This window comes from Kitasatospora sp. NPDC050543, from assembly GCF_044457565.1.
Lineage (GTDB): Bacteria > Actinomycetota > Actinomycetes > Streptomycetales > Streptomycetaceae > Kitasatospora.
Genome location: NZ_JBITGZ010000010.1, coordinates 20,463 through 36,805 on the forward strand (window position 1 = coordinate 20,463; position 16,343 = coordinate 36,805).

Consider the following 16,343-nt stretch of genomic DNA (forward strand, 5'->3'; position numbering starts at 1 on the left):
CCGATCGGCTCAGGCGGGGCGCAGGTCGACGGGGAGCCAGCTGCCGTCCCAGTCCTCCTGCCAGCAACGGAGCTCGGCCTCGTGCTCCGGGCCGACCAGGGCCGCGGCGAACAGGCGTCCGTCCCTGCCCTGGGCCAGGGCAGGGAGAGTGGCGGGCTGGTCGCAGAGGACGAGGGGGGTGGATCCGGCGCGGGACGGCTCGCTCTCCACGGTGAGCCCCCGGGGGCCGGCCGAGGCGCGGACGGCGCCCTGGCGGATGCTCAGCAGCGCGATCCGGTCGATGCCGGGGGTGGCCGGGGTGTCGCTCTCCCAGACGCCGGAGAAGTGGCGGGTGAAGCGCTGCTGCTGCCCCCGGTCGTCCAGCAGCCAGGCGGTGAGCTCGCCCCACCGGTTGAGCGCGAGCGCGCCCGAGCCGACCGGCCTCGCACACACGGTGACCGGCTCGGGTTCGGCACCCGGCTCCAGCGGCCAGGTCCAGTGCGTGACACGCTGCTCCGAGCTGACCAGCACGGCGGGCCGGCCGAGTTCGTCCCAGGCCGCTGTGAGCACCCGGCTGGGCCAGCCGTCCGGCACCGTGGCCGCCACCGGCGCACCGCCCGGCGGCACCCGCAGCAGGCGCAGGCCCGTCCGGTGCGAGGTCCAGAACAAGGCCTCGCCGAACGGGGAGGTGGCCGCGGCGACACCGCGCACCCCGTGCGCGGCCTGCTCCCAGCCCGCCGTGGCGGTGCCCAGCCAGAGCACGTCGTAGCGGTCCACCGCGGCGATCACCAGGGCGCCGAGCCCGTCGCGGGCGAGGGCGACCTGGCGCACCCCGCGTGGCGCGCCGGGCAGCGCCGGCGGCCGGCCTCGGCCGGCCGGGGCGGGCGAGCCGGTGAGCACGGCCGGCCCCTGGGGGCCGGCCGGGACGGCGACGGGCTGATCGTGCGCGTCCACGGCCAGCGCCAGGCAGCCGATCCGCGGGCCGGGCCCGCGCGCGACGAGGTCCCGCAGCCGCTCGGCCCAGGGGGTGAGCGGGCGCGGGCGGTGGGCCGGGTCCAGCGCGAGGGCCCGGAGCAGCCAGTCGGCGGCCTCGGCGCCGAAGCCGGCCTCCTCCACCTGCTCGCCCGCGAGGGCCACCAGGCGGACGGTCTCGGGCACCCGCAGGTGCGGCACGAGCAGGAGCCGGGCGAGAGCGCCGACGGCGAAGCAGTCCTTGGCGGGGCTCGGGGGCCGGTCCCGCTGCTCCTCGTCGCCGATCGCGTAGCCCTCGGTGCTCACCGGTACGGTCAGCGGGCGGCCGACGCGGGCCAGGAACGTCAGGTCGATCAGGTGCGGCTCCCCGGCCCGGTCGACCAGGACGTTGGCGTGGGAGATGTCGCGGTGCACCCAGCCGGAGTCGTGCAGCCGGTCCACCGTCCGGCAGAGCCGGACCAGGACGTCGAGACGCTCGACGGGCGAGGCGGGGCCCTGCTGGGCCCAGGCGTCGAGCTGGAGCCCCTCCACCCAGCGGGAGACCATGTACGGCACCGTGCCGCCCCCCGGGTGCGGCGGCAGGTGCGGGAACCGCGGGGCCGCCCACTCGAAGCACAGCGGCACCACGATCCCCTCCTGGCTGAGCTGGTTGGCGCGGCTGACGCTGTCGTCCCAGCGGGCCTGCCACCGCGCCGTCTCCTCCGGCGTGCCGTCGCCGTCGAAGGGGCTGAGGATCTTGACGGCCCACAGGTCGCGGGTGCCGTCGCGGTCGGCCCGTTCGGCCTGCCAGACCTCGCCCTCGCCGCCCCGGTGGATGAAGTCCAGCAGGCGGTACTGCTCCGGGTTGCGGTCAGGCCCGAAGGTCTGCCCGGCCTCCCAGCGCCGGCCACCGGTCACTCCTCACCCCGGTAGCGGAGCGTCAGCGTGGCGGACACCGGGACGGGGGCGGCGGTGGGTGCGGCGGTGGGCGCGGGCGGGTACGCCGACTGCGCCGCAGGCGAGTTGGCGCCGATCGCGGTGGCGCCCGCACCGTACGGGTTGACGGGCGGTGAGACGTACTCGCGCTGCGGTACGGCCCGCTCCCGCGCTGCCGCCCCCGAGGCCGACCCGGCCGACCCGGCCGCCTGCGCCGCCACCGGCTGCGGCACCTCGGACGCCGCCGCCAGCGCCGCCGCCAGCGCCTCCAGCACACCGGTCAGCGCACCGACCCGCTCCGCCCGCCAGCCCGGGCTGTCCGCCCGCGTGGCGTCCTGGGCCGCCTGGGCGGTGGTGTCCATCAGCAGCTGCTCAAGCGCCCCCAGCGGCACCGCCAGCTCGGGCGGCACCACGGCGGGCCGGGTGGGCCGGAACGCGCCGGTCAGGTCCCGGACGAAGGAGTGCCGGGGGTCGTGCCCGTCCTCACCCACCACCGAGCGGGTCACCACCCGGTTGAGGTTGCGCACGTCCAGCAGCGGCCGGCCGAAGACCCGCTGGGACTGGCCGTGCACGCGTCCGGCCGCCTCACGCAGCCGCCCGGCGTACTCGGCCGCGGCCGGTGCGCCCGCCGGGACGCCACGGGCGGCGTCCGCCTCGGCCTGGCGCCTGCCGCGCTCCTGGCGCTCGCTCAGGGCCCGCAGCAGCTCGACGGTCTCGCGGGCCAGCGCCCCGGCCCCGCGGCCGCCGCCGGGCCCCGCGCCCCGGCCACCGCCCGGCCCGGCGCCCGGCCGGGTGCGCGCGGCGCCGTCCGTACCGCGGTGCAGCGGCACCCGGCGAACCGTCCCGGTGCCGAGGCCGGAGAAGTAGTGCGCCAGCACGTCGAAACCGCCGATCGCCGCCGTGTCCCCGCCGCCCACGCGCACCAGCTGTTCGAGCAGCCCGTGGTTGGGCTCCAGGTCGGGGAAGTCCACGTGGCCGGCGCGCACCCACTGCTGGTACAGCGCGGGGGTGCTGATGCCCAGCGCGTGCAGGCGCACGCCCATGTCCCGGTGCAGGTGCTCCATCAGGCTGACCGGCTCCTCCGCCGCCCGGACCACCTCGCCCAGGCCCTGGTCGCCCTTGGGCGCCCAGTGCGCGCCGTCGCTGACCAGCACCACCAGCTTCTCGTTGCCCGGCTTGCCGTGCTGGTAGAGCAGGTTGGCCGCCTCGTGCAGCGCGTTGCCGATGTCGGTGCCGGCGCTCTCGGGGCGCAGCAGCGCCACGGCGCCACGGAACTCCTCGGCCGCGGTCCCGGCGGAGCCGGCGTCGAGTTCGGCCATGCCGCCGCCGCGCGGGAAGACCTGCCGGGTGGTGTGGGTGAACTGGACCAGCGCCAGGCGCGACTCCCGCCCGCTCACCTGTAGCCGCATCTCCAGCAGGTACTGCAGCGCCTGCCGCAGCGCCTCCGCGCGCTTCTGCCGGCCCGACGGGCGGGCACCGCGCCGCCAGCCGCCGAACAGACCGCCGCCCGCAGTCTCACCGAGCACGGGGATGTCGTCCACGTCCATGGAGCCGCTGCAGTCGGCCAGCACCACGATGTCCACGCCGTTGCGCGCCCCCGATGCGAACAGCTCCACCTCGCTCTGCGGGCCGATCTCGGCCAGCACACCCCGGCGGCCGCCGGCGTCCGCCTCCTGGACGCGGTGGGGTAGTCCGCCGATCTCCAGCCACAGTTCGCGCCCGGGCTCGTCCGGCAGCCACAGCAGCCGTCCGGGCAGCCCGGCCTCGGAGAGGTCGCGGACGGCGGCGTCCAGCGAGGTCTCGGTGGCCATCTCCAGCCGCAGGCGGCGCAGCGGCACCACCGGGACCTGGTCGATCCGCCAGTTCTGCGGCCCCGCGATCTCGTCCAGCCCGAGCGATCCGGCCAGTTCCTCGCCGAGGGCCAGCACGCCCGTGGGGACCTCCGCGAGCGCGGACAGGCGCAGCGCGGCGCACAGTGGCTCGCCGCCCGCGTCCAGGCTCAGCAGCACCGGCAGCCCGGTCGCGGGGGTGCCCGGCGGCAGGTCCGCGGCGTTCACCCCGACCTGCTGGCCGCTGATCGGCCCGCCCTCGGGTACCCGGAGCAGCCGGTGGCTCGTCATGCTCAGCAGCGGCGCGCTCATCGCCGTCCCCTCCGATTTCGGTCGGCCAGCTTGACCTCAGCGCCCAGCTGCTGCGAGTAGGACTTGATCCGGGTGCCCTGCGGGCCGATCAGGTAGCGGTGCAGTTCGTCGGGCAGCTGGACCCACAGCAGCGCGGCGCGGTCACCGCTCGTGCCGCCGGTCCTGGCGGGCTTGTACTCCTGCAGGCTCAGGCCCGCGGCGATCTCGCGTCCCCAGCGGGGGTCCTGGTCCAGCAGCAGCCGTTGCAGCCGTTGCAGCAGTTGCTCGCCCTCGGCGGCGTGGCCACGCAGCTGCTGGAGTTCGCGCTCCCAGCCGACCGCGGCGCGCTCCAGGGCGGCGGTGAGGGCGGCCGAGCCGTTTCCGGCCGCGCTGCGGCTGCGCACGGCCTCCAGCTTCGCGCGGATCGTCCGGTAGTCGACGGCGAGTTCGCGGTGGCCGCAGTTGCGCAGGTTGTGCCCGAACGCCGGCAGCGAGGGCACCCGGACGCCGCGGGTACGGGCCGCGCCGGCGCAGATCTGGTACAGCAGTTCGTCCGCGGGCCGGCCGGCGATCCGGCTGTGGTTGCGGCACAGGCCCAGGCCCACGCGCTCCGCGCCGAAGACCTGCCAGCGCCGGGCGTGCCGGGTACAGGCCTGCTGGCCGCAGGGTTTGCCGTGCGGGCCGAGCCAGTCGCAGGTGACGGTGCCGACCGAGGAGCAGCCCTGCTCCTCGCAGACGGGGAAGGCGAGCCGGTAGCAGCCGGGGCAGTAGTCGGTGTCCGGGTCCTGCGGGTGGCGCGCCCGGTGCCGGGCGCACCAGGCGGCCCGGGCCCGGCAGTTGACGCCGGCGCACCAGAACACCGCCGCGGTGTCGCAGTCCCGGCAGCGCGGGTGGTGCTCGGGGCAGCTCGGCGTCAGCGCGCCGTCCAGCATGACGGCGTGGTCCACGCACACCTGGTCCGGCTGCCCGGCGTCGCCGCAGGCCCGGCAGTGGAACACGCCGTAGCCGGCGCGGCCGGCCCGGTCGCAGGTGGCGCAGCGGTGCACCAGCCGGGCGGGCTCGCGTACGGCGACCAGGTCGATGCGGGTGTCGGCGGCGAGGACGGTGACACCGGGGGCGACCCGCAGGATCTCCAGCCGGATGGTGCCGTGGTCGGCGTCCCAGGAGTGGACGGCCCCGCCGCGCAGCGGGCGTCCGTACAGGGTCGGTTCCAGCTGCGACCAGAGCGCCACCAGGTCGTCCTGCCCGCCGATGGCCGCGCCCCAGGACCGCAGGTCGAGGGCGGCTTCGACCTGGCCCGCGAGGTAGTCACTCATGGGTGTCCCTCCGCCCCGGCTTGCGCGGGGTGTCGCGCGGATCGTCGCGCGGTGTGTTCCGTTGGGGGTTGCGCCGGCTGCCGTGCTGCGGGCGCTCGCGCCGGGCGTCGCCTCCCGGCCGCTGCGGCCGTTGCGGCTTCTGCGGCCGGTCGGCGCGCGGCGCGGGCGCGATGCCGTCGGCGAGCGTGCGGCGCCACTCGCCGAGCAGCAGTTCGACCCGGCCGGGTGCCTCCTGTGCCAGGTGGGCGAGCAGCCCGCCGCCGGGGCGCGGGTCGTACAGCTCGCGCTCGGCCTGCTGCGCCAGCGCCGGGATGCCCTGCCGGGCGGCGCGCAGCAGCAGGTCCTGGGTGCGCAGCGCGGGCAGGCCGAGGGCGGGCAGCTCCACGGGGGCCAGCAGCGGCAGGAGTTCCTCGGCCGTCGCGTCGAGCAGGCTGAGTTCGGCGGCGAGGCCGCCCAGCAGCCGCCGGGCCGCCTCGCGGGCGGCCAGCGGCCGGGGGGTGCGTGCCTTGGACATCTCCGGGACGAACTGGGCGCGCAGGCCCTGCACCACCGCCCGGGCCCGGTTGGCCTCGATCACGTGCTGGGGGACGTCGAACTCCCGCTCCCCGTTCCTGACCATCCGCCGGGCCTTGAGCGCCAGCGCGGCGAAGAGCAGGGCCTGGGCCCGCAGGTCGGCGAGCGAGACCTGGGCGTCCACGCAGCGGACCAGCACCTCACCGTCCCCGGCCGGCCCGGCGGCCGGGGCGATGTCCATCCGCGACAGGTCGGCGATGCCGTACCGGCGGCGGATGTCGGCGCGGACGTGGCGCAGGTGGCGCGGATCGGCGGAGGCCAGGTAGCGGGCGGCCAGGTGCTCGCGGGAGTCGGCCAGGCGCCGTGAGCCGACCAGGTCGGCGGGGCCGCCGACGCGGACCCGGCCGGTGAGGGCGATCAGGGTCGGGCTGTGCCGGCGCAGGAGGTTGGCGAGCACCTCCTGCTCGGCGGCGTCCAGGGTGTGCAGGCCGTGGACGTCCCCGCCGAGCGCGGGTTGAGGAGCCTCGGCGCCGGCCGCCTTGGCGGCTTTGGCCGCTTTGGCGTTCACCTGGACGCCGGGCGGATGCAGCAGGCCCCCCATGGTGCGGGCGGCTCCGGACAGCGCCGCGAGCACCGCGCCGAGGTAGCCGAAGCCCGCCTCGCGCGCCCCGGGCGTGCCCAGCCACACCCCCGGCAGCCGCACGTGCAGCAGCTCCGGGGTCCGCTCATCGGGCACGAGCTCCACTATCGGCAACGACGGTGGAGCAGGCGGCAGTTGTGGCCGGCGCAGTAGCTGGAGGGCGTCCACGCCCGTCACGGCGACCGCCTTGGCGAGGGACTGCCGCGTAGGCCCCACCCTGGTCAGACTCACCAACATGCCCCGAGGCTACCCAATCGTCGAAGCTCCTGGCAGGACGATGACATGATGCAGGGTCAGCTGATTTCGCGAACCCGGCTCCGCTCACCCCTGCCGGGTCACTCCGCCGCCCGCGGTGCCGTGGTCGGGCACCCGCTCCTCGTCGCCGGTGAAGTACCTGCGTCCGGACAACCGGATGCTGACCACGTCGCCCAGCACCAGCCGGTCCTGCTCGCCAAGTCCGACCGGTTCGCCCTCCGCCAGGCGCTGCGCACCTCCGCGCAGCAGCACGGTGCCGTTGCCGGAGCCCAGGTCCACGGCGAAGGCGCGCGGGCCGCCGGGCCGGTCCTCCAGCGAGAGAATCAGGTGGCGCCGGCTCGTACGGTCCACCTCGGGCGGGGCGTCGAGCCCCTGCCCGGCGAGGTTGATGCCGTGGCTCAGATCGCCCCGGCCCAGCAGCAGGGCGCTGCCCACGCTGATCGGGAAGCGGAGGAACTCCTTCCCTGTGCGGGCGTCGGCGGCCACGAACATCCGGGTGACACCTCGCGGTCCGGCCTCCTCCAGCGGCCCGCCGCAGGTGCACACCACCGTGCCGTCGCGGCGCAGCGTGGGCCAGTCCAGCAGCCGGGCCGGCCAGATCATCGCCTTGAGGCACCCCGGGTCGGTGCAGCGCCAGTAGCTGCGCAGCAGGCGCTTCTGGGCGGCCACGTCCACGCTGATGTGCTGCTCGCGCCGGAGGTCCTTGCGCTCCGCCAGCCGCGACACCACCTGCTCCGGTACGGGGCGGATGCCGCTGGGGCGCAGCCGTGGTGTGCCGTCCGCGACCTCCCAGGCCAGGAACCGTTCGGGCGCGCCGTCGATCCACGGGTGCAGCCTGCGCAGGTCCTTGAACCGGTCTGCGCTGATGACGTACCAGCCGCGGTCCCGCGCGAGCTCCAGCAGCACCGGGTCGGCGGTCGGGGCGAACTCCACCTCGCCCGCCCGCTCCATCCGGTTCAGCTCCCGCCGGTCGTCGGGGTGCAGCGCGCGCCGGAGGGAGTTGTCGGCGACCAGCGCCAGCGACGCGTGCGCGCCGTACTGCCGGTGCCAGGCCCCGCGGATCGCGAACAGGCGTTCCAGCAGGGGGAAGTGACGCCCGAAGGGTGCGAGCTCCGGCGACCAGCAGACGTTGGAGACGTCCACCACCGCACCGGGCTCCGCGCGGCCGGGGGACTGCGCGGGGAGGGTCATGGGCGCGGCTCCGCTGCGGTCATGTGCTGGTCCTCCGAGGCGTGCTGCCGGTGCGCCGCCACCACGCGGGGCCCGGCAGGGGGCCGAGCCGGCGCGGGCCCGTGAGTCGTTGACGCCTACGGTCCTACCACGGCGGCGGCCGGGCCGGGGCGGGAAGGAACGAGAATCACCCGATGCTGTCGCCGGTCCCGTGGGGCACGGGCACACCAGCGGTCGATTCCGGCCTCTACCGTCCGGTTCCGGCACGTCGCGGGCCCCGTTGCGCTACATTGCGCCCGACCGGACGAACGGCGGGAGCGGCGAACATGGCGCATCGGTACGGCAGTTCACGGGGAGGAAGCCTGGGCTGCCTCATCCTCGTCTCGCTGCCGATCCGCTTCACGGTGCTGGGGGAGCTGCTCGCCCAGCCCGTCCTGATGCCCGCCCTGCTGGCCGCCCAGCAGCCCCCGCAGCACACCACGCCGGCGCAGCTGGCCATGCTGATCGCCATCTCGTACGGGGTGGCACTGCTGGTGGACCGCCACGCCGGGCGGAGCCGTCGCGTCCCGCTGTGGGCGCTGCTCCTGCGGGCGGGCGGGCTCGCCGCCCTGTGCTCGCTCGCCGCGGTACTGGCCGGCGACCTCCTGGTACCGAGGATCTTCGGGCAGCAGGATCCGGGCTGGGCCGGAGCGGCGACCGTGCAGAGCCTGGTGGTGGGCGTCGTGGCCTGGGTGTGGTCCAGGAGCGTACGGGCCTGGGCCCGCACCGCCGCGGTCGCCGCGACGTCGGTCCACGCCCCCGATCAGCCGGCCCCGGGCGAGGTCTGGCTGGCCATGGTGCCCTACCGCGAGCGGGCCGAGGAGGGCAGGCGCCACTGCGTCGTCCTGCGCACCTGTGACGACCACGCCGAGGTCGTGCAGATCACCACCCGCAACAAGGACGACCGGGCGGACCACATCCGGATGTCCCCCAAGGGCTGGAGCCGGACGGGCAAGCCCTGCTGGGTGGAGGCGGGAGCGCCGCCGCGCAAGGTGCGCTACGAGAACTTCCTGGCCCGCCAGGCGCAGGGCCGGTGCCCCGCGGGGACGTGGCGGCAGATCAAGAAGCGGCAGGCCGCGCTCGCCGCCGCCCGCCCGCCGGAGAGCCGGCCCAAGCCCGCGGGCAACACCGCGGGTGGCAACACCGCGGGGAACGCCTCACCGACCGCCGAGCGGAACACCGAGTGGCACGCCGCGCGGGCCGGGCGTAAGACCGCACGCAGCACGGCGCAGGCCACGCCCCCGCCACCCCCACCGCGGCGCCCGGAGCAGGTCATCAAGGTGCCCGTACAGCGCGGCCCCGCCCGCTGGCTGAGCCGGCTGGGCGCCCGCCGCCGGGGCTGAGGAGGGCCAGAGCCCGCCGGACCCGCCGGGCCTGCCCCGTCCGCCGCGGGACGGGACAGACCCGGGACGTCACGAGGCGTTCAGGCTGGTGTGGTTCCACCACCCCTGCCGGCCCGCCCGGAAGCTCACCCTGCGCTGGCCGATCTCGCCGTCGTACTTCTGACCCGTGATCAGCGGGCTCTTGTCCAGCACGCCCTTGGCGTCCTTGATCGACGGGATGGTGACCGCGGCGGCGTGGTCGAGGTCCGCCTGCTGGAAGCCCTGCGGGTCGGTGACGGTGATGACCTCGTCCCAGTTCTTGGGCGCGGCCAGCTGGTGCGCGAGGTGCACCTCCGCGCCCTGGCCGAACGCCAGGCAGGTGAGGTAGTCCGGGTAGGTCTTGGCGTCGAGCGGCTTGTAGTGCACGACATCGCCCTTGCGGCAGGTCGCGGTGGTCACCGCCATCAGGGTGGTGAAGGTGCGGTTGCCGTTCTGGTCGACGGTGACCCGCTCCAGCTCGACGTCCAGGGAGGTGCGCGTGCCGTCCACGATCTCCTGGAGCGGCCAGTGCCCCTCGGAGAACAGCGAGTAGTACACCCGCTGGTCCCGGTGGGCCCCGAGGTCCTCCAGGTACTTGGTGCGCAGCCGGTCGTCGAGGCCGAACTTGGTGATCATCTGGAAGGCGTGCACGGGGACGAAGTAGAGCCCGAGGTGGTAGGCGAAGATCGTCTGCTCGCCGATCAGCAGGAAGCGGTGGCCGTGCCGGTCCGCATTCTGGCCGCTCCCGGGCCGGGCCGTCTCGTGTGCGGCCGGCTGGTGGCCGGTGGTCTCGTGCTGGGGGGTCATACCGGTACTCCTTCGGTGAGTCTGGTGGTGGCTCCCACCAGGCGGCGGGCCCAGAACGGGCGCTCGGCCCACCGGCCCTCCTGCTGGTGGACGGTGTGGTGGTCGCCGAGGTAGGCGGCGTACGCGGCACGCACCCGGTGCTGGTAGTCCGCCAGGGCCGAGGTCCGCCCGCGCAGGTGGGCGTCGAGAGCCTGGGCCGCGTTGAGCCCGGTGACGAGCGCGGTCAGGACGCCCTGCGAGGAGAGGGGGTCGAAGGCCGTGCCGGCGTCCCCGACCGCGATCCAGCCGTCGCCCCGGAGCCGGTCCAGGTGGGCGCCGTACGCCGGAGCTCGGCGCGGCACGCTGCCGGGGGCGAGGCCGTGCGGCTCGGCCCGGGCGCGGACGTGGCGGGTGCGCAGCATCCGCTGCCACAGCTGCTCGGCTCCGCACACCCGCGCCGAGGGCAGGTCCGCGTCGGTGAAGTAGGCGATCAGCCGGCGCCGGCAGGGCAGCAGGGTGGTGTACCACCAGCCGTCCGGCCCGGACTCCACCAGCGAGCAGCCGTCGGCCGCGTCCGGCAGCGGCGCCAGGGTCAGGTGGGTGGCCGTCAGACGGTCGCGGGTGTGCCGCCGGGCGCCGCAGCGGGTGGCCACTGCGGCGCGGCGCCCGGTCGCGTCGATCAGCCACGCGCACCGCACGCTCCGGGCGCCGGCCGGCCCGCGCAGTTCCACCCGCCAGCCGCCGTCCGGGGTGCGCAGCGGCGGGCGGACGGTGGTGCGCTCGGCGACGTCGGCACCCGCCGCCCGGGCGGCCGTACGCAGCCGGCGGTCGAACAGCTGCCGGTCCAGGTGCCAGCCGTGGCCGTACGGGTCGCTGAGGGAGTGCACCTCGTGCAGCTCGGATGAGCCCCAGGCCGACAGGTTGCCGTAGCAGGGCAGGTGCCCGGAGCCGAGGGCCTGCCGGGCGACCCCGAGGTCGGCGAGCAGCCGCCCGGCGACCGGGACCAGCGACTCACCGACCTTGGGAGGTCCGGTGCCGGCGTCCGCCAGCAGGACGCTGCGCCCGGCCCGGGTCAGGGCGAGCGCGGCGGCGCACCCGGCGGGTCCGCCGCCCGCGATCACGATCTCGTACCGCGCGTCGGTCATTGCCACTCTTGGAAGGGGTCCACCTTCTCCAGGTAGCCGGCGGAGATCTCCTCCGGCCGGAAGTCGGTGCCGTCCATGGCCACCTCCACCGCCCGGCTGAACAGCGCGCCCGCCTCGCTGTCGGACATCTGCGGCACCCCGGCCTGCGGTACGTGCACGTTGACCAGGTTGTGGTTGTCGTGGGCCTGGTCGAGCGGCGGCAGCGGGGTGGACTCCACCAGGATCCGGTCGGGGAACCTCTTGTCCCCCACCGTGTAGGGGTGTTCCTCGACGACGCCGAACTTCCACCACCGGGTGGTCATCTGCTGGAGCTGTTCGAGCTTGTCCACGGCGGTGAGCCCGCGCAGCCACACCGCGCGGTGCTCGAAGGCCTCCGCCCGGGCTTCGTCGTCTCCCGGCTTGTTGACGACCTCGAAGTCCGTCGCCTTGAGGACCTGGTTGGGTACCTGGGCGGGCCAGAAGGTGGGCAGGTACGGGCTGTAGCGGGCGTCGATGTTGGCCGCCAGTTCGTAGCCGGAGCGGCAGCCGGCGGTGTCGGTCTGCCAGGGCGCGGCCATCCAGCGGGTGAGGCCGCCGGGCTCCTGCGCGTGCAGCGGACCGTGCGCGGACAGCGCGATGTCCGGGGTGAGGAAGGGCCCGTAGTCGGGCTCCGGGCCGTCCTGGACGGTGCGGTGGCGAATGCGGAAGGGCTCCGTGTACATGGTGTCGTGGCGCATCGGCCAGGTGACCTCGCAGCCGGGGTGGAACGCGTCGGCGGCGCAGTGCTCCAGCGCGGCCCGGTCCAGCAGGGCGGGCCGGTCGGCGACCGGGGCGTCGGCGAGCTTGAGGACCGGCTTCCTCACCCCGGCGGTGAAGTTCCCGGCGGCCCACTGCTCCATCAGCCAGACCTGGGTCGCGGACAGGGCCATGTGCTGGAGGTCTGACTTCGGCGGGACGGCCATGCCGTCGCCGTAGATCCACGGCCAGGGCTGGGGTGAACGGCCGTCACGGTCGTAGTCCCGCAGCGAGTTGTAGATCTGGGTGCGGAACTCCTTGTTGCGCACCGACGGATCGGACAGGCGCACCCGCATCCGCTCGTCGAGGAAGTCGTTGGGCCCGCCCCAGCCGAACTGGGCGGCGAACCCGCGGTTCACCCACTGCAGGCCGCAGAAGCGGGCCAGGAGCGGCTCGATGTGCTCGGCGTAGGTGATCGCGGTGGGGCGGGGCAGTGTGCCGTTGCCGACGAAGAGGTCGAGCAGCAGGTCGTACATCGTGCGGATGGTCTTCACGGCCGGCGCGTAGTGCGGGGGTGCGACCACCACCCAGGCTCCCGCGACCTCGATCTCCTTGCCGTCGTCCAGGATGATCTTCGCGGTGACCGGGCCGTCGGAGGTGTCGTCGTACCAGGTGTCGTTGTTGGCGATCCCGGTGATCGGTTTGGGCGGGCTCGCCCAGGACCCGGACGCGCCCGCGCCCCCGAGGACCAGCAGCGAGCCGGTCTCCTCGCCGCGCAGGTCCCCGAGGTGGGGCTTCTGCCCCATGATCTCGCCGAGGATCTGCTCCTTCTGCTTGTCCTTGGACGAGACCGTCCGCGGGCCGGGGTCGTTGACCAGCTTCTTGCGGTCGCCCTCGAAGGCGGCGTTGCGCCGGCCGTACTGCTTCTGCTTCAGCCGCCTGCCGTCGGGGACGTCGAGCGGGACGTAGAACTGGTACCAGGCGGCCTTCCTGTTCGCCAGGTGCACCGTCCAGGAGATGTCCTTGACACCGTCCTTGCCGACCGTGACCTCGCGGACCGCCTTGCCGTCGGCGTCGTACTCGTAGATCCGGAACCGCGCCGCCTGCCGCCTGATCTGGCCGGCGCCGTCCTTGAGGCTGCCGGCCGCACCGACCGGCTGTTCCGGGACTTCGGGGCCGACGAAGTCCTCCCCGCTGTTGCCGACCCGCGCGATGCCGATCGCCGGATGGATCTTGAACTTCACTTGGCTTCCACCCACAGGAACCTCCGTGATCGAACCATCTTCCGGGGGAGAACGTAGCGTTCGGGACACGGGAGTTGACACCGGCGCACCCGCAGGTCACGCGGACGGCCCAACGGTCCGCGGACGCGGAACCGTTGGGCCGGGAGGAGGAGACGCGGCAGCCGGCTCTCCGGGCGGTCCGGGAGAGCCGTCCCGCGCCCGGTCAGCCCCTCATCGCCGGGTCACCGGCACTGTCCGGACCGAGCACCGAGCACGGTGCTGCCGTCCCGTCCGACGCCGGCTCGTTGCCCTCGCAACGCAGGACGCCGGTGACCCGGTTGGCCTCGGACCGCGGTCAGCCGGTCTGGAGCGCGGTGTCGTCGATCACGAAGCTCGTCTGGAGCGAGGAGTCCTCGACGCCGTTGAACTTCAGGGTGAGCGACTGGCCCGCGTAGGAGGACAGGTCGATCGTCTTCTGGCTGTAGCCGGCGGCCGCGTTGACGTTCGAGTACGTGGCGAGCGTCGTGCCGTTGGCGGTGACGGTCAGCTTGTCGTAGACCGTCGAGCCGGTCTCGGCGGTGTCGATGTGCAGCCAGTAGCTGAGGGTCGCCTTGCAGCCGGCCGGGATGGTGACCGTCTGCGCGACGCTGTCCGTGTGCGTGGACCCGTAGCCGTTCAGCCAGGCCTTCCAGGAGCCGGAGTGGGCGGCCTGGGAGCCGCCGTTGTCGACCACGCCGCTGGTGGTGGTCCAGGGGGCCGCGGCGCCGGTCTCGAAGCCGGCGTTGCCCAGCAGCTGGGCCGGGGTGCAGGTGCCGCCCCCGCCGCCGCTGACCGTCCAGGTGAAGGCGGTGGAGCCGGTCTTGTTGGTGGCGTCCTTCGCGGTGACGCTCACGTTGTACGTGCCCGCGGCCGTCGCCGTACCGGTGATCCTGCCGCCGGAGCCGATCGTCAGGCCGGTCGGCAGACCGGTGGCGGTGAAGGTCAGCGGGGCGGTGCCGCCGCTCGCCGCGATCTGCAGGTCCGCCGCACCGCCCAGGGTGGTGGTCTGGCTGCCCGGGTTGGTCACCGTGACGTTGGAGCTGCCGGCCGGCTTGGTGAGCAGACAGCCGCTGACTCCGAGGTCGATGACCCGGCCCGCGCCGAGGCAGGTGGTGAACCAGTAGGTCTCCTCGCCGTAGCTCTGACCCTTGGTGACCGTCGTGGTGCCGTCGGCGGCAACCTCGCAGGGGTTGTTCAGCGTGCACATCGCGCCGTCGTCGTTCCCGGTGTTGTTGATACCGACGATCCTCTTGGTCGCGGCGTCGACGATCGGCGAACCGGAGGTGCCGTGGGTGGTGTTGCAGCCGGCGCTGTAACGGATCGAGTCGTGCCAGGTCCACTGGTCCTCACGCAGGGTGTCCACGAACCCGTTGACGGAGCAGTTCCACACCTGCTTCCAGTACGAGGAGGGTATGTACATCGAGGACCCGTTGACCGGGTGGGTGTCGCTGATCGTCAGGGCCGTGGCACCGTACTTGGTGCCGATGGACCCGAACGTGTCGGTCAGCTGGTAGAGCGCGACGTCGGTGCCGGTCATGGTCGCGTAGAGCACCTTGTCCGCCTGGACGGTGCCCAGCGAGGAGCCGGAACCGCTGAGCAGCGTGCCGGTACGGCTGCTGCTGGCGTTCTGGATCACCTGGCCGGCGGGCGGCATGGTCGGCAGGCAGTGCCCGTTGGTGAGCATCATGGCCCGGTCGGTGTCGACCGAGGAGGGGTAGCGCACGAGAGCGGCCGAGCAGTTGCTCAGCGCGATGGTGGACGTCAGATCGCCCGCCTGGACGGCGTGCGCCGGAGTGGCGGCGGGGATCAACGCGCCCACGACGAGCACGGCCGTGCCGAGTCCGCCGGCAAGTCCCTTGAACATGGGTCTCCTTGTGGGGGATTGCCGGGCGTGCGACCGGTTGCGCACGCCCGGGCCGCATGAAAATGCCATGCCCTCATCAAGGCGGTCAACTGTTCTGACAGAAATCGTGATGCGCTCACGCACGCCGTGAGCACACGGCAACCCGCCGGCAACAGCGGTGCAACGAAGGAGAATTCACGCACGCCTGGGCGGCCTCCGCCCAGACGGAGCGGCCGGCCGCCGCCTGGGCCCCGAACTCGGCCACGGCGTAGGCCTCGTAGTCGCCCGTGCCGACTGTCCGAGCCGACCCGCATCATGGAGGGCATGACGAAGATGCCCCGGGTCCTCTGCTCGCACTGCCGGCGCAACGTCGCTGCCCTGCCGCACGGCCCCGGCCAGTGGCGTGCCTCCCGACACGACGAACCGGACGTGCACCGCGACCACCGCGGCGCCCTGGTGTCCTGCTCGGGCTCGCTCCAGTCCGTCGAACCGGCCGGGCTGATCTACCAGCTGCCCCTCCCGGGGCACGCCCAGGACGAGCCAGCGGTCCCGCTGTTCTGACCTGCGGGGGCGTCAACAGGCCCCGGGCGGGCCTCCGGTGGGACCATCCCCACCTGGTCCGTCACGGCTGGGCGGTGACGCACTCCGGGTGGCCCCAGCTCTTGCCCACCTTGGTGATCTTCTCGCCCTTGGCGTACGCGCGGCCGCACGGGCAGGTGCCGGGGAACCGGGCGGACAGGGTCGGCCCGCCGCCGGAGCGGGTGGCGGCGGAGGCCGGGGCGCGCCGGGCACCGCGGGAGGCGGGGACACGGGCCGGGTCCGGGACGGGGAGGTCGGCCGCCGTACCGCCGGCCGCCTGCTGGGTGCGCGCGGCATCGCTCGCGGCCTTGTCGGCGATCGCGTTCAGCGGGTCACCGTCCACCTGGTGGGCGGGCACGTACACGAAGGTGACCTCGCGGTCCTCCAGCAGGGCGTCGATGCGCTGGATCAGCTCCCGGTTGGCCACGGGCTTGCCCGCGGCGGTCTTCCAGCCGTTGCGCTTCCAGGCGGCCAGCCACTTGGTGGCGGCGTCCCGGGTGTAGGTGCTGTCCAGGCGCACCTCCGTCGGGACGGCCGGGTCCGTCGCCTCCAACAGCTGTTCGAGAGCGGTCAGTTCACCCACGTTGTTGGTGCTGTGACCGAGCGGTCCGGCCCGCCAGAACTGCGGCACCCCGGCGCCGTCGGCCACCACGAAGGCCCAGGCCGCCGGGCCCGGGTTGCCCTTGGCCGCTCCGTCACATGCTGCGATCACTCGTTCCACCATGGTCGTTATG

General features: G+C 74.3%; 12 protein-coding genes. 2 read left to right on the forward strand and 10 right to left on the reverse strand.

The annotated features are described in order from the left end of the window. Positions 1 to 9 precede the first annotated feature (9 nt). The 5 genes from ACIBH3_RS14890 to ACIBH3_RS14910 form a co-directional block, all read right to left on the reverse strand. A complete protein-coding gene (locus ACIBH3_RS14890; protein ID WP_396312359.1) occupies positions 10 to 1,848 on the reverse strand; it encodes a serine/threonine protein kinase in 1,839 nt (612 codons plus the stop codon). Beyond that, positions 1,845 to 4,007 (reverse strand): vWA domain-containing protein, encoded by a 2,163-nt coding sequence (locus ACIBH3_RS14895; RefSeq protein WP_396312360.1) that lies wholly within the window; start codon positions 4,005 to 4,007, stop codon positions 1,845 to 1,847. The genes ACIBH3_RS14890 and ACIBH3_RS14895 overlap by 4 nt, the downstream gene beginning before the upstream one ends. Next, positions 4,004 to 5,302: a KH domain-containing protein gene (locus ACIBH3_RS14900; protein ID WP_396312361.1), complete on the reverse strand. Its 1,299-nt coding sequence runs from the start codon at positions 5,300 to 5,302 to the stop codon at positions 4,004 to 4,006. Before ACIBH3_RS14900 ends, ACIBH3_RS14895 begins: the two co-directional genes overlap by 4 nt. Beyond that, on the reverse strand, positions 5,295 to 6,692 hold the full coding sequence (locus ACIBH3_RS14905; protein WP_396312362.1) for a hypothetical protein: 1,398 nt from the start codon (positions 6,690 to 6,692) through the stop codon (positions 5,295 to 5,297). Before ACIBH3_RS14905 ends, ACIBH3_RS14900 begins: the two co-directional genes overlap by 8 nt. Positions 6,693 to 6,776: 84 nt before the next feature. Continuing rightward, positions 6,777 to 7,901: an FHA domain-containing protein gene (locus ACIBH3_RS14910; protein WP_396312363.1), complete on the reverse strand. Its 1,125-nt coding sequence runs from the start codon at positions 7,899 to 7,901 to the stop codon at positions 6,777 to 6,779. A 305-nt stretch (positions 7,902 to 8,206) separates the two neighbouring features. On the opposite strand from ACIBH3_RS14910, the gene ACIBH3_RS14915 reads away from it, so the two are divergent. Beyond that, entirely contained in the window at positions 8,207 to 9,262 is a 1,056-nt protein-coding gene (locus ACIBH3_RS14915) for a hypothetical protein (RefSeq protein WP_396312364.1), read from the forward strand. Between the two features lie 69 nt (positions 9,263 to 9,331). On the opposite strand, the gene ACIBH3_RS14920 is transcribed toward ACIBH3_RS14915, so the two are convergent. From ACIBH3_RS14920 to ACIBH3_RS14935, 4 genes are all read right to left on the reverse strand, one after another. Next, the gene (locus ACIBH3_RS14920; RefSeq protein WP_396312365.1) at positions 9,332 to 10,087 is read right to left on the reverse strand and encodes a hypothetical protein; all 756 of its coding nucleotides are present in this window, start codon (positions 10,085 to 10,087) and stop codon (positions 9,332 to 9,334) included. Beyond that, on the reverse strand, positions 10,084 to 11,211 hold the full coding sequence (locus ACIBH3_RS14925) for an NAD(P)/FAD-dependent oxidoreductase (protein WP_396312366.1): 1,128 nt from the start codon (positions 11,209 to 11,211) through the stop codon (positions 10,084 to 10,086). Before ACIBH3_RS14925 ends, ACIBH3_RS14920 begins: the two co-directional genes overlap by 4 nt. Then, positions 11,208 to 13,169: a LodA/GoxA family CTQ-dependent oxidase gene (locus ACIBH3_RS14930; protein WP_396312367.1), complete on the reverse strand. Its 1,962-nt coding sequence runs from the start codon at positions 13,167 to 13,169 to the stop codon at positions 11,208 to 11,210. Before ACIBH3_RS14930 ends, ACIBH3_RS14925 begins: the two co-directional genes overlap by 4 nt. Positions 13,170 to 13,503: 334 nt before the next feature. After that, positions 13,504 to 15,051 (reverse strand): putative Ig domain-containing protein, encoded by a 1,548-nt coding sequence (locus ACIBH3_RS14935; protein WP_396312368.1) that lies wholly within the window; start codon positions 15,049 to 15,051, stop codon positions 13,504 to 13,506. A 303-nt stretch (positions 15,052 to 15,354) separates the two neighbouring features. On the opposite strand from ACIBH3_RS14935, the gene ACIBH3_RS14940 reads away from it, so the two are divergent. After that, the gene (locus ACIBH3_RS14940) at positions 15,355 to 15,591 is read left to right on the forward strand and encodes a hypothetical protein (RefSeq protein WP_396312369.1); all 237 of its coding nucleotides are present in this window, start codon (positions 15,355 to 15,357) and stop codon (positions 15,589 to 15,591) included. A 61-nt stretch (positions 15,592 to 15,652) separates the two neighbouring features. On the opposite strand, the gene ACIBH3_RS14945 is transcribed toward ACIBH3_RS14940, so the two are convergent. Continuing rightward, a complete protein-coding gene (locus tag ACIBH3_RS14945; protein WP_396312370.1) occupies positions 15,653 to 16,333 on the reverse strand; it encodes a ribonuclease H in 681 nt (226 codons plus the stop codon). Between the last annotated feature and the right edge of the window lie 10 nt (positions 16,334 to 16,343).

Excerpts from the sequence above, each read along its gene's own strand:
- ACIBH3_RS14925 (WP_396312366.1), bottom strand. The coding sequence starts at position 11,211 with ATGACCGACGCGCGGTACGAGATCGTGATCGCGGGCGGCGGACCCGCC.
- ACIBH3_RS14895 (WP_396312360.1), bottom strand. The coding sequence starts at position 4,007 with ATGAGCGCGCCGCTGCTGAGCATGACGAGCCACCGGCTGCTCCGGGTA.
- ACIBH3_RS14910 (WP_396312363.1), bottom strand. The coding sequence starts at position 7,901 with ATGACCCTCCCCGCGCAGTCCCCCGGCCGCGCGGAGCCCGGTGCGGTG.
- ACIBH3_RS14940 (WP_396312369.1), top strand. The coding sequence starts at position 15,355 with ATGACGAAGATGCCCCGGGTCCTCTGCTCGCACTGCCGGCGCAACGTC.
- ACIBH3_RS14920 (WP_396312365.1), bottom strand. The coding sequence starts at position 10,087 with ATGACCCCCCAGCACGAGACCACCGGCCACCAGCCGGCCGCACACGAG.
- ACIBH3_RS14915 (WP_396312364.1), top strand. The coding sequence starts at position 8,207 with ATGGCGCATCGGTACGGCAGTTCACGGGGAGGAAGCCTGGGCTGCCTC.
- ACIBH3_RS14945 (WP_396312370.1), bottom strand. The coding sequence starts at position 16,333 with ATGGTGGAACGAGTGATCGCAGCATGTGACGGAGCGGCCAAGGGCAAC.
- ACIBH3_RS14905 (WP_396312362.1), bottom strand. The coding sequence starts at position 6,692 with ATGTTGGTGAGTCTGACCAGGGTGGGGCCTACGCGGCAGTCCCTCGCC.
- ACIBH3_RS14935 (WP_396312368.1), bottom strand. The coding sequence starts at position 15,051 with ATGTTCAAGGGACTTGCCGGCGGACTCGGCACGGCCGTGCTCGTCGTG.
- ACIBH3_RS14900 (WP_396312361.1), bottom strand. The coding sequence starts at position 5,302 with ATGAGTGACTACCTCGCGGGCCAGGTCGAAGCCGCCCTCGACCTGCGG.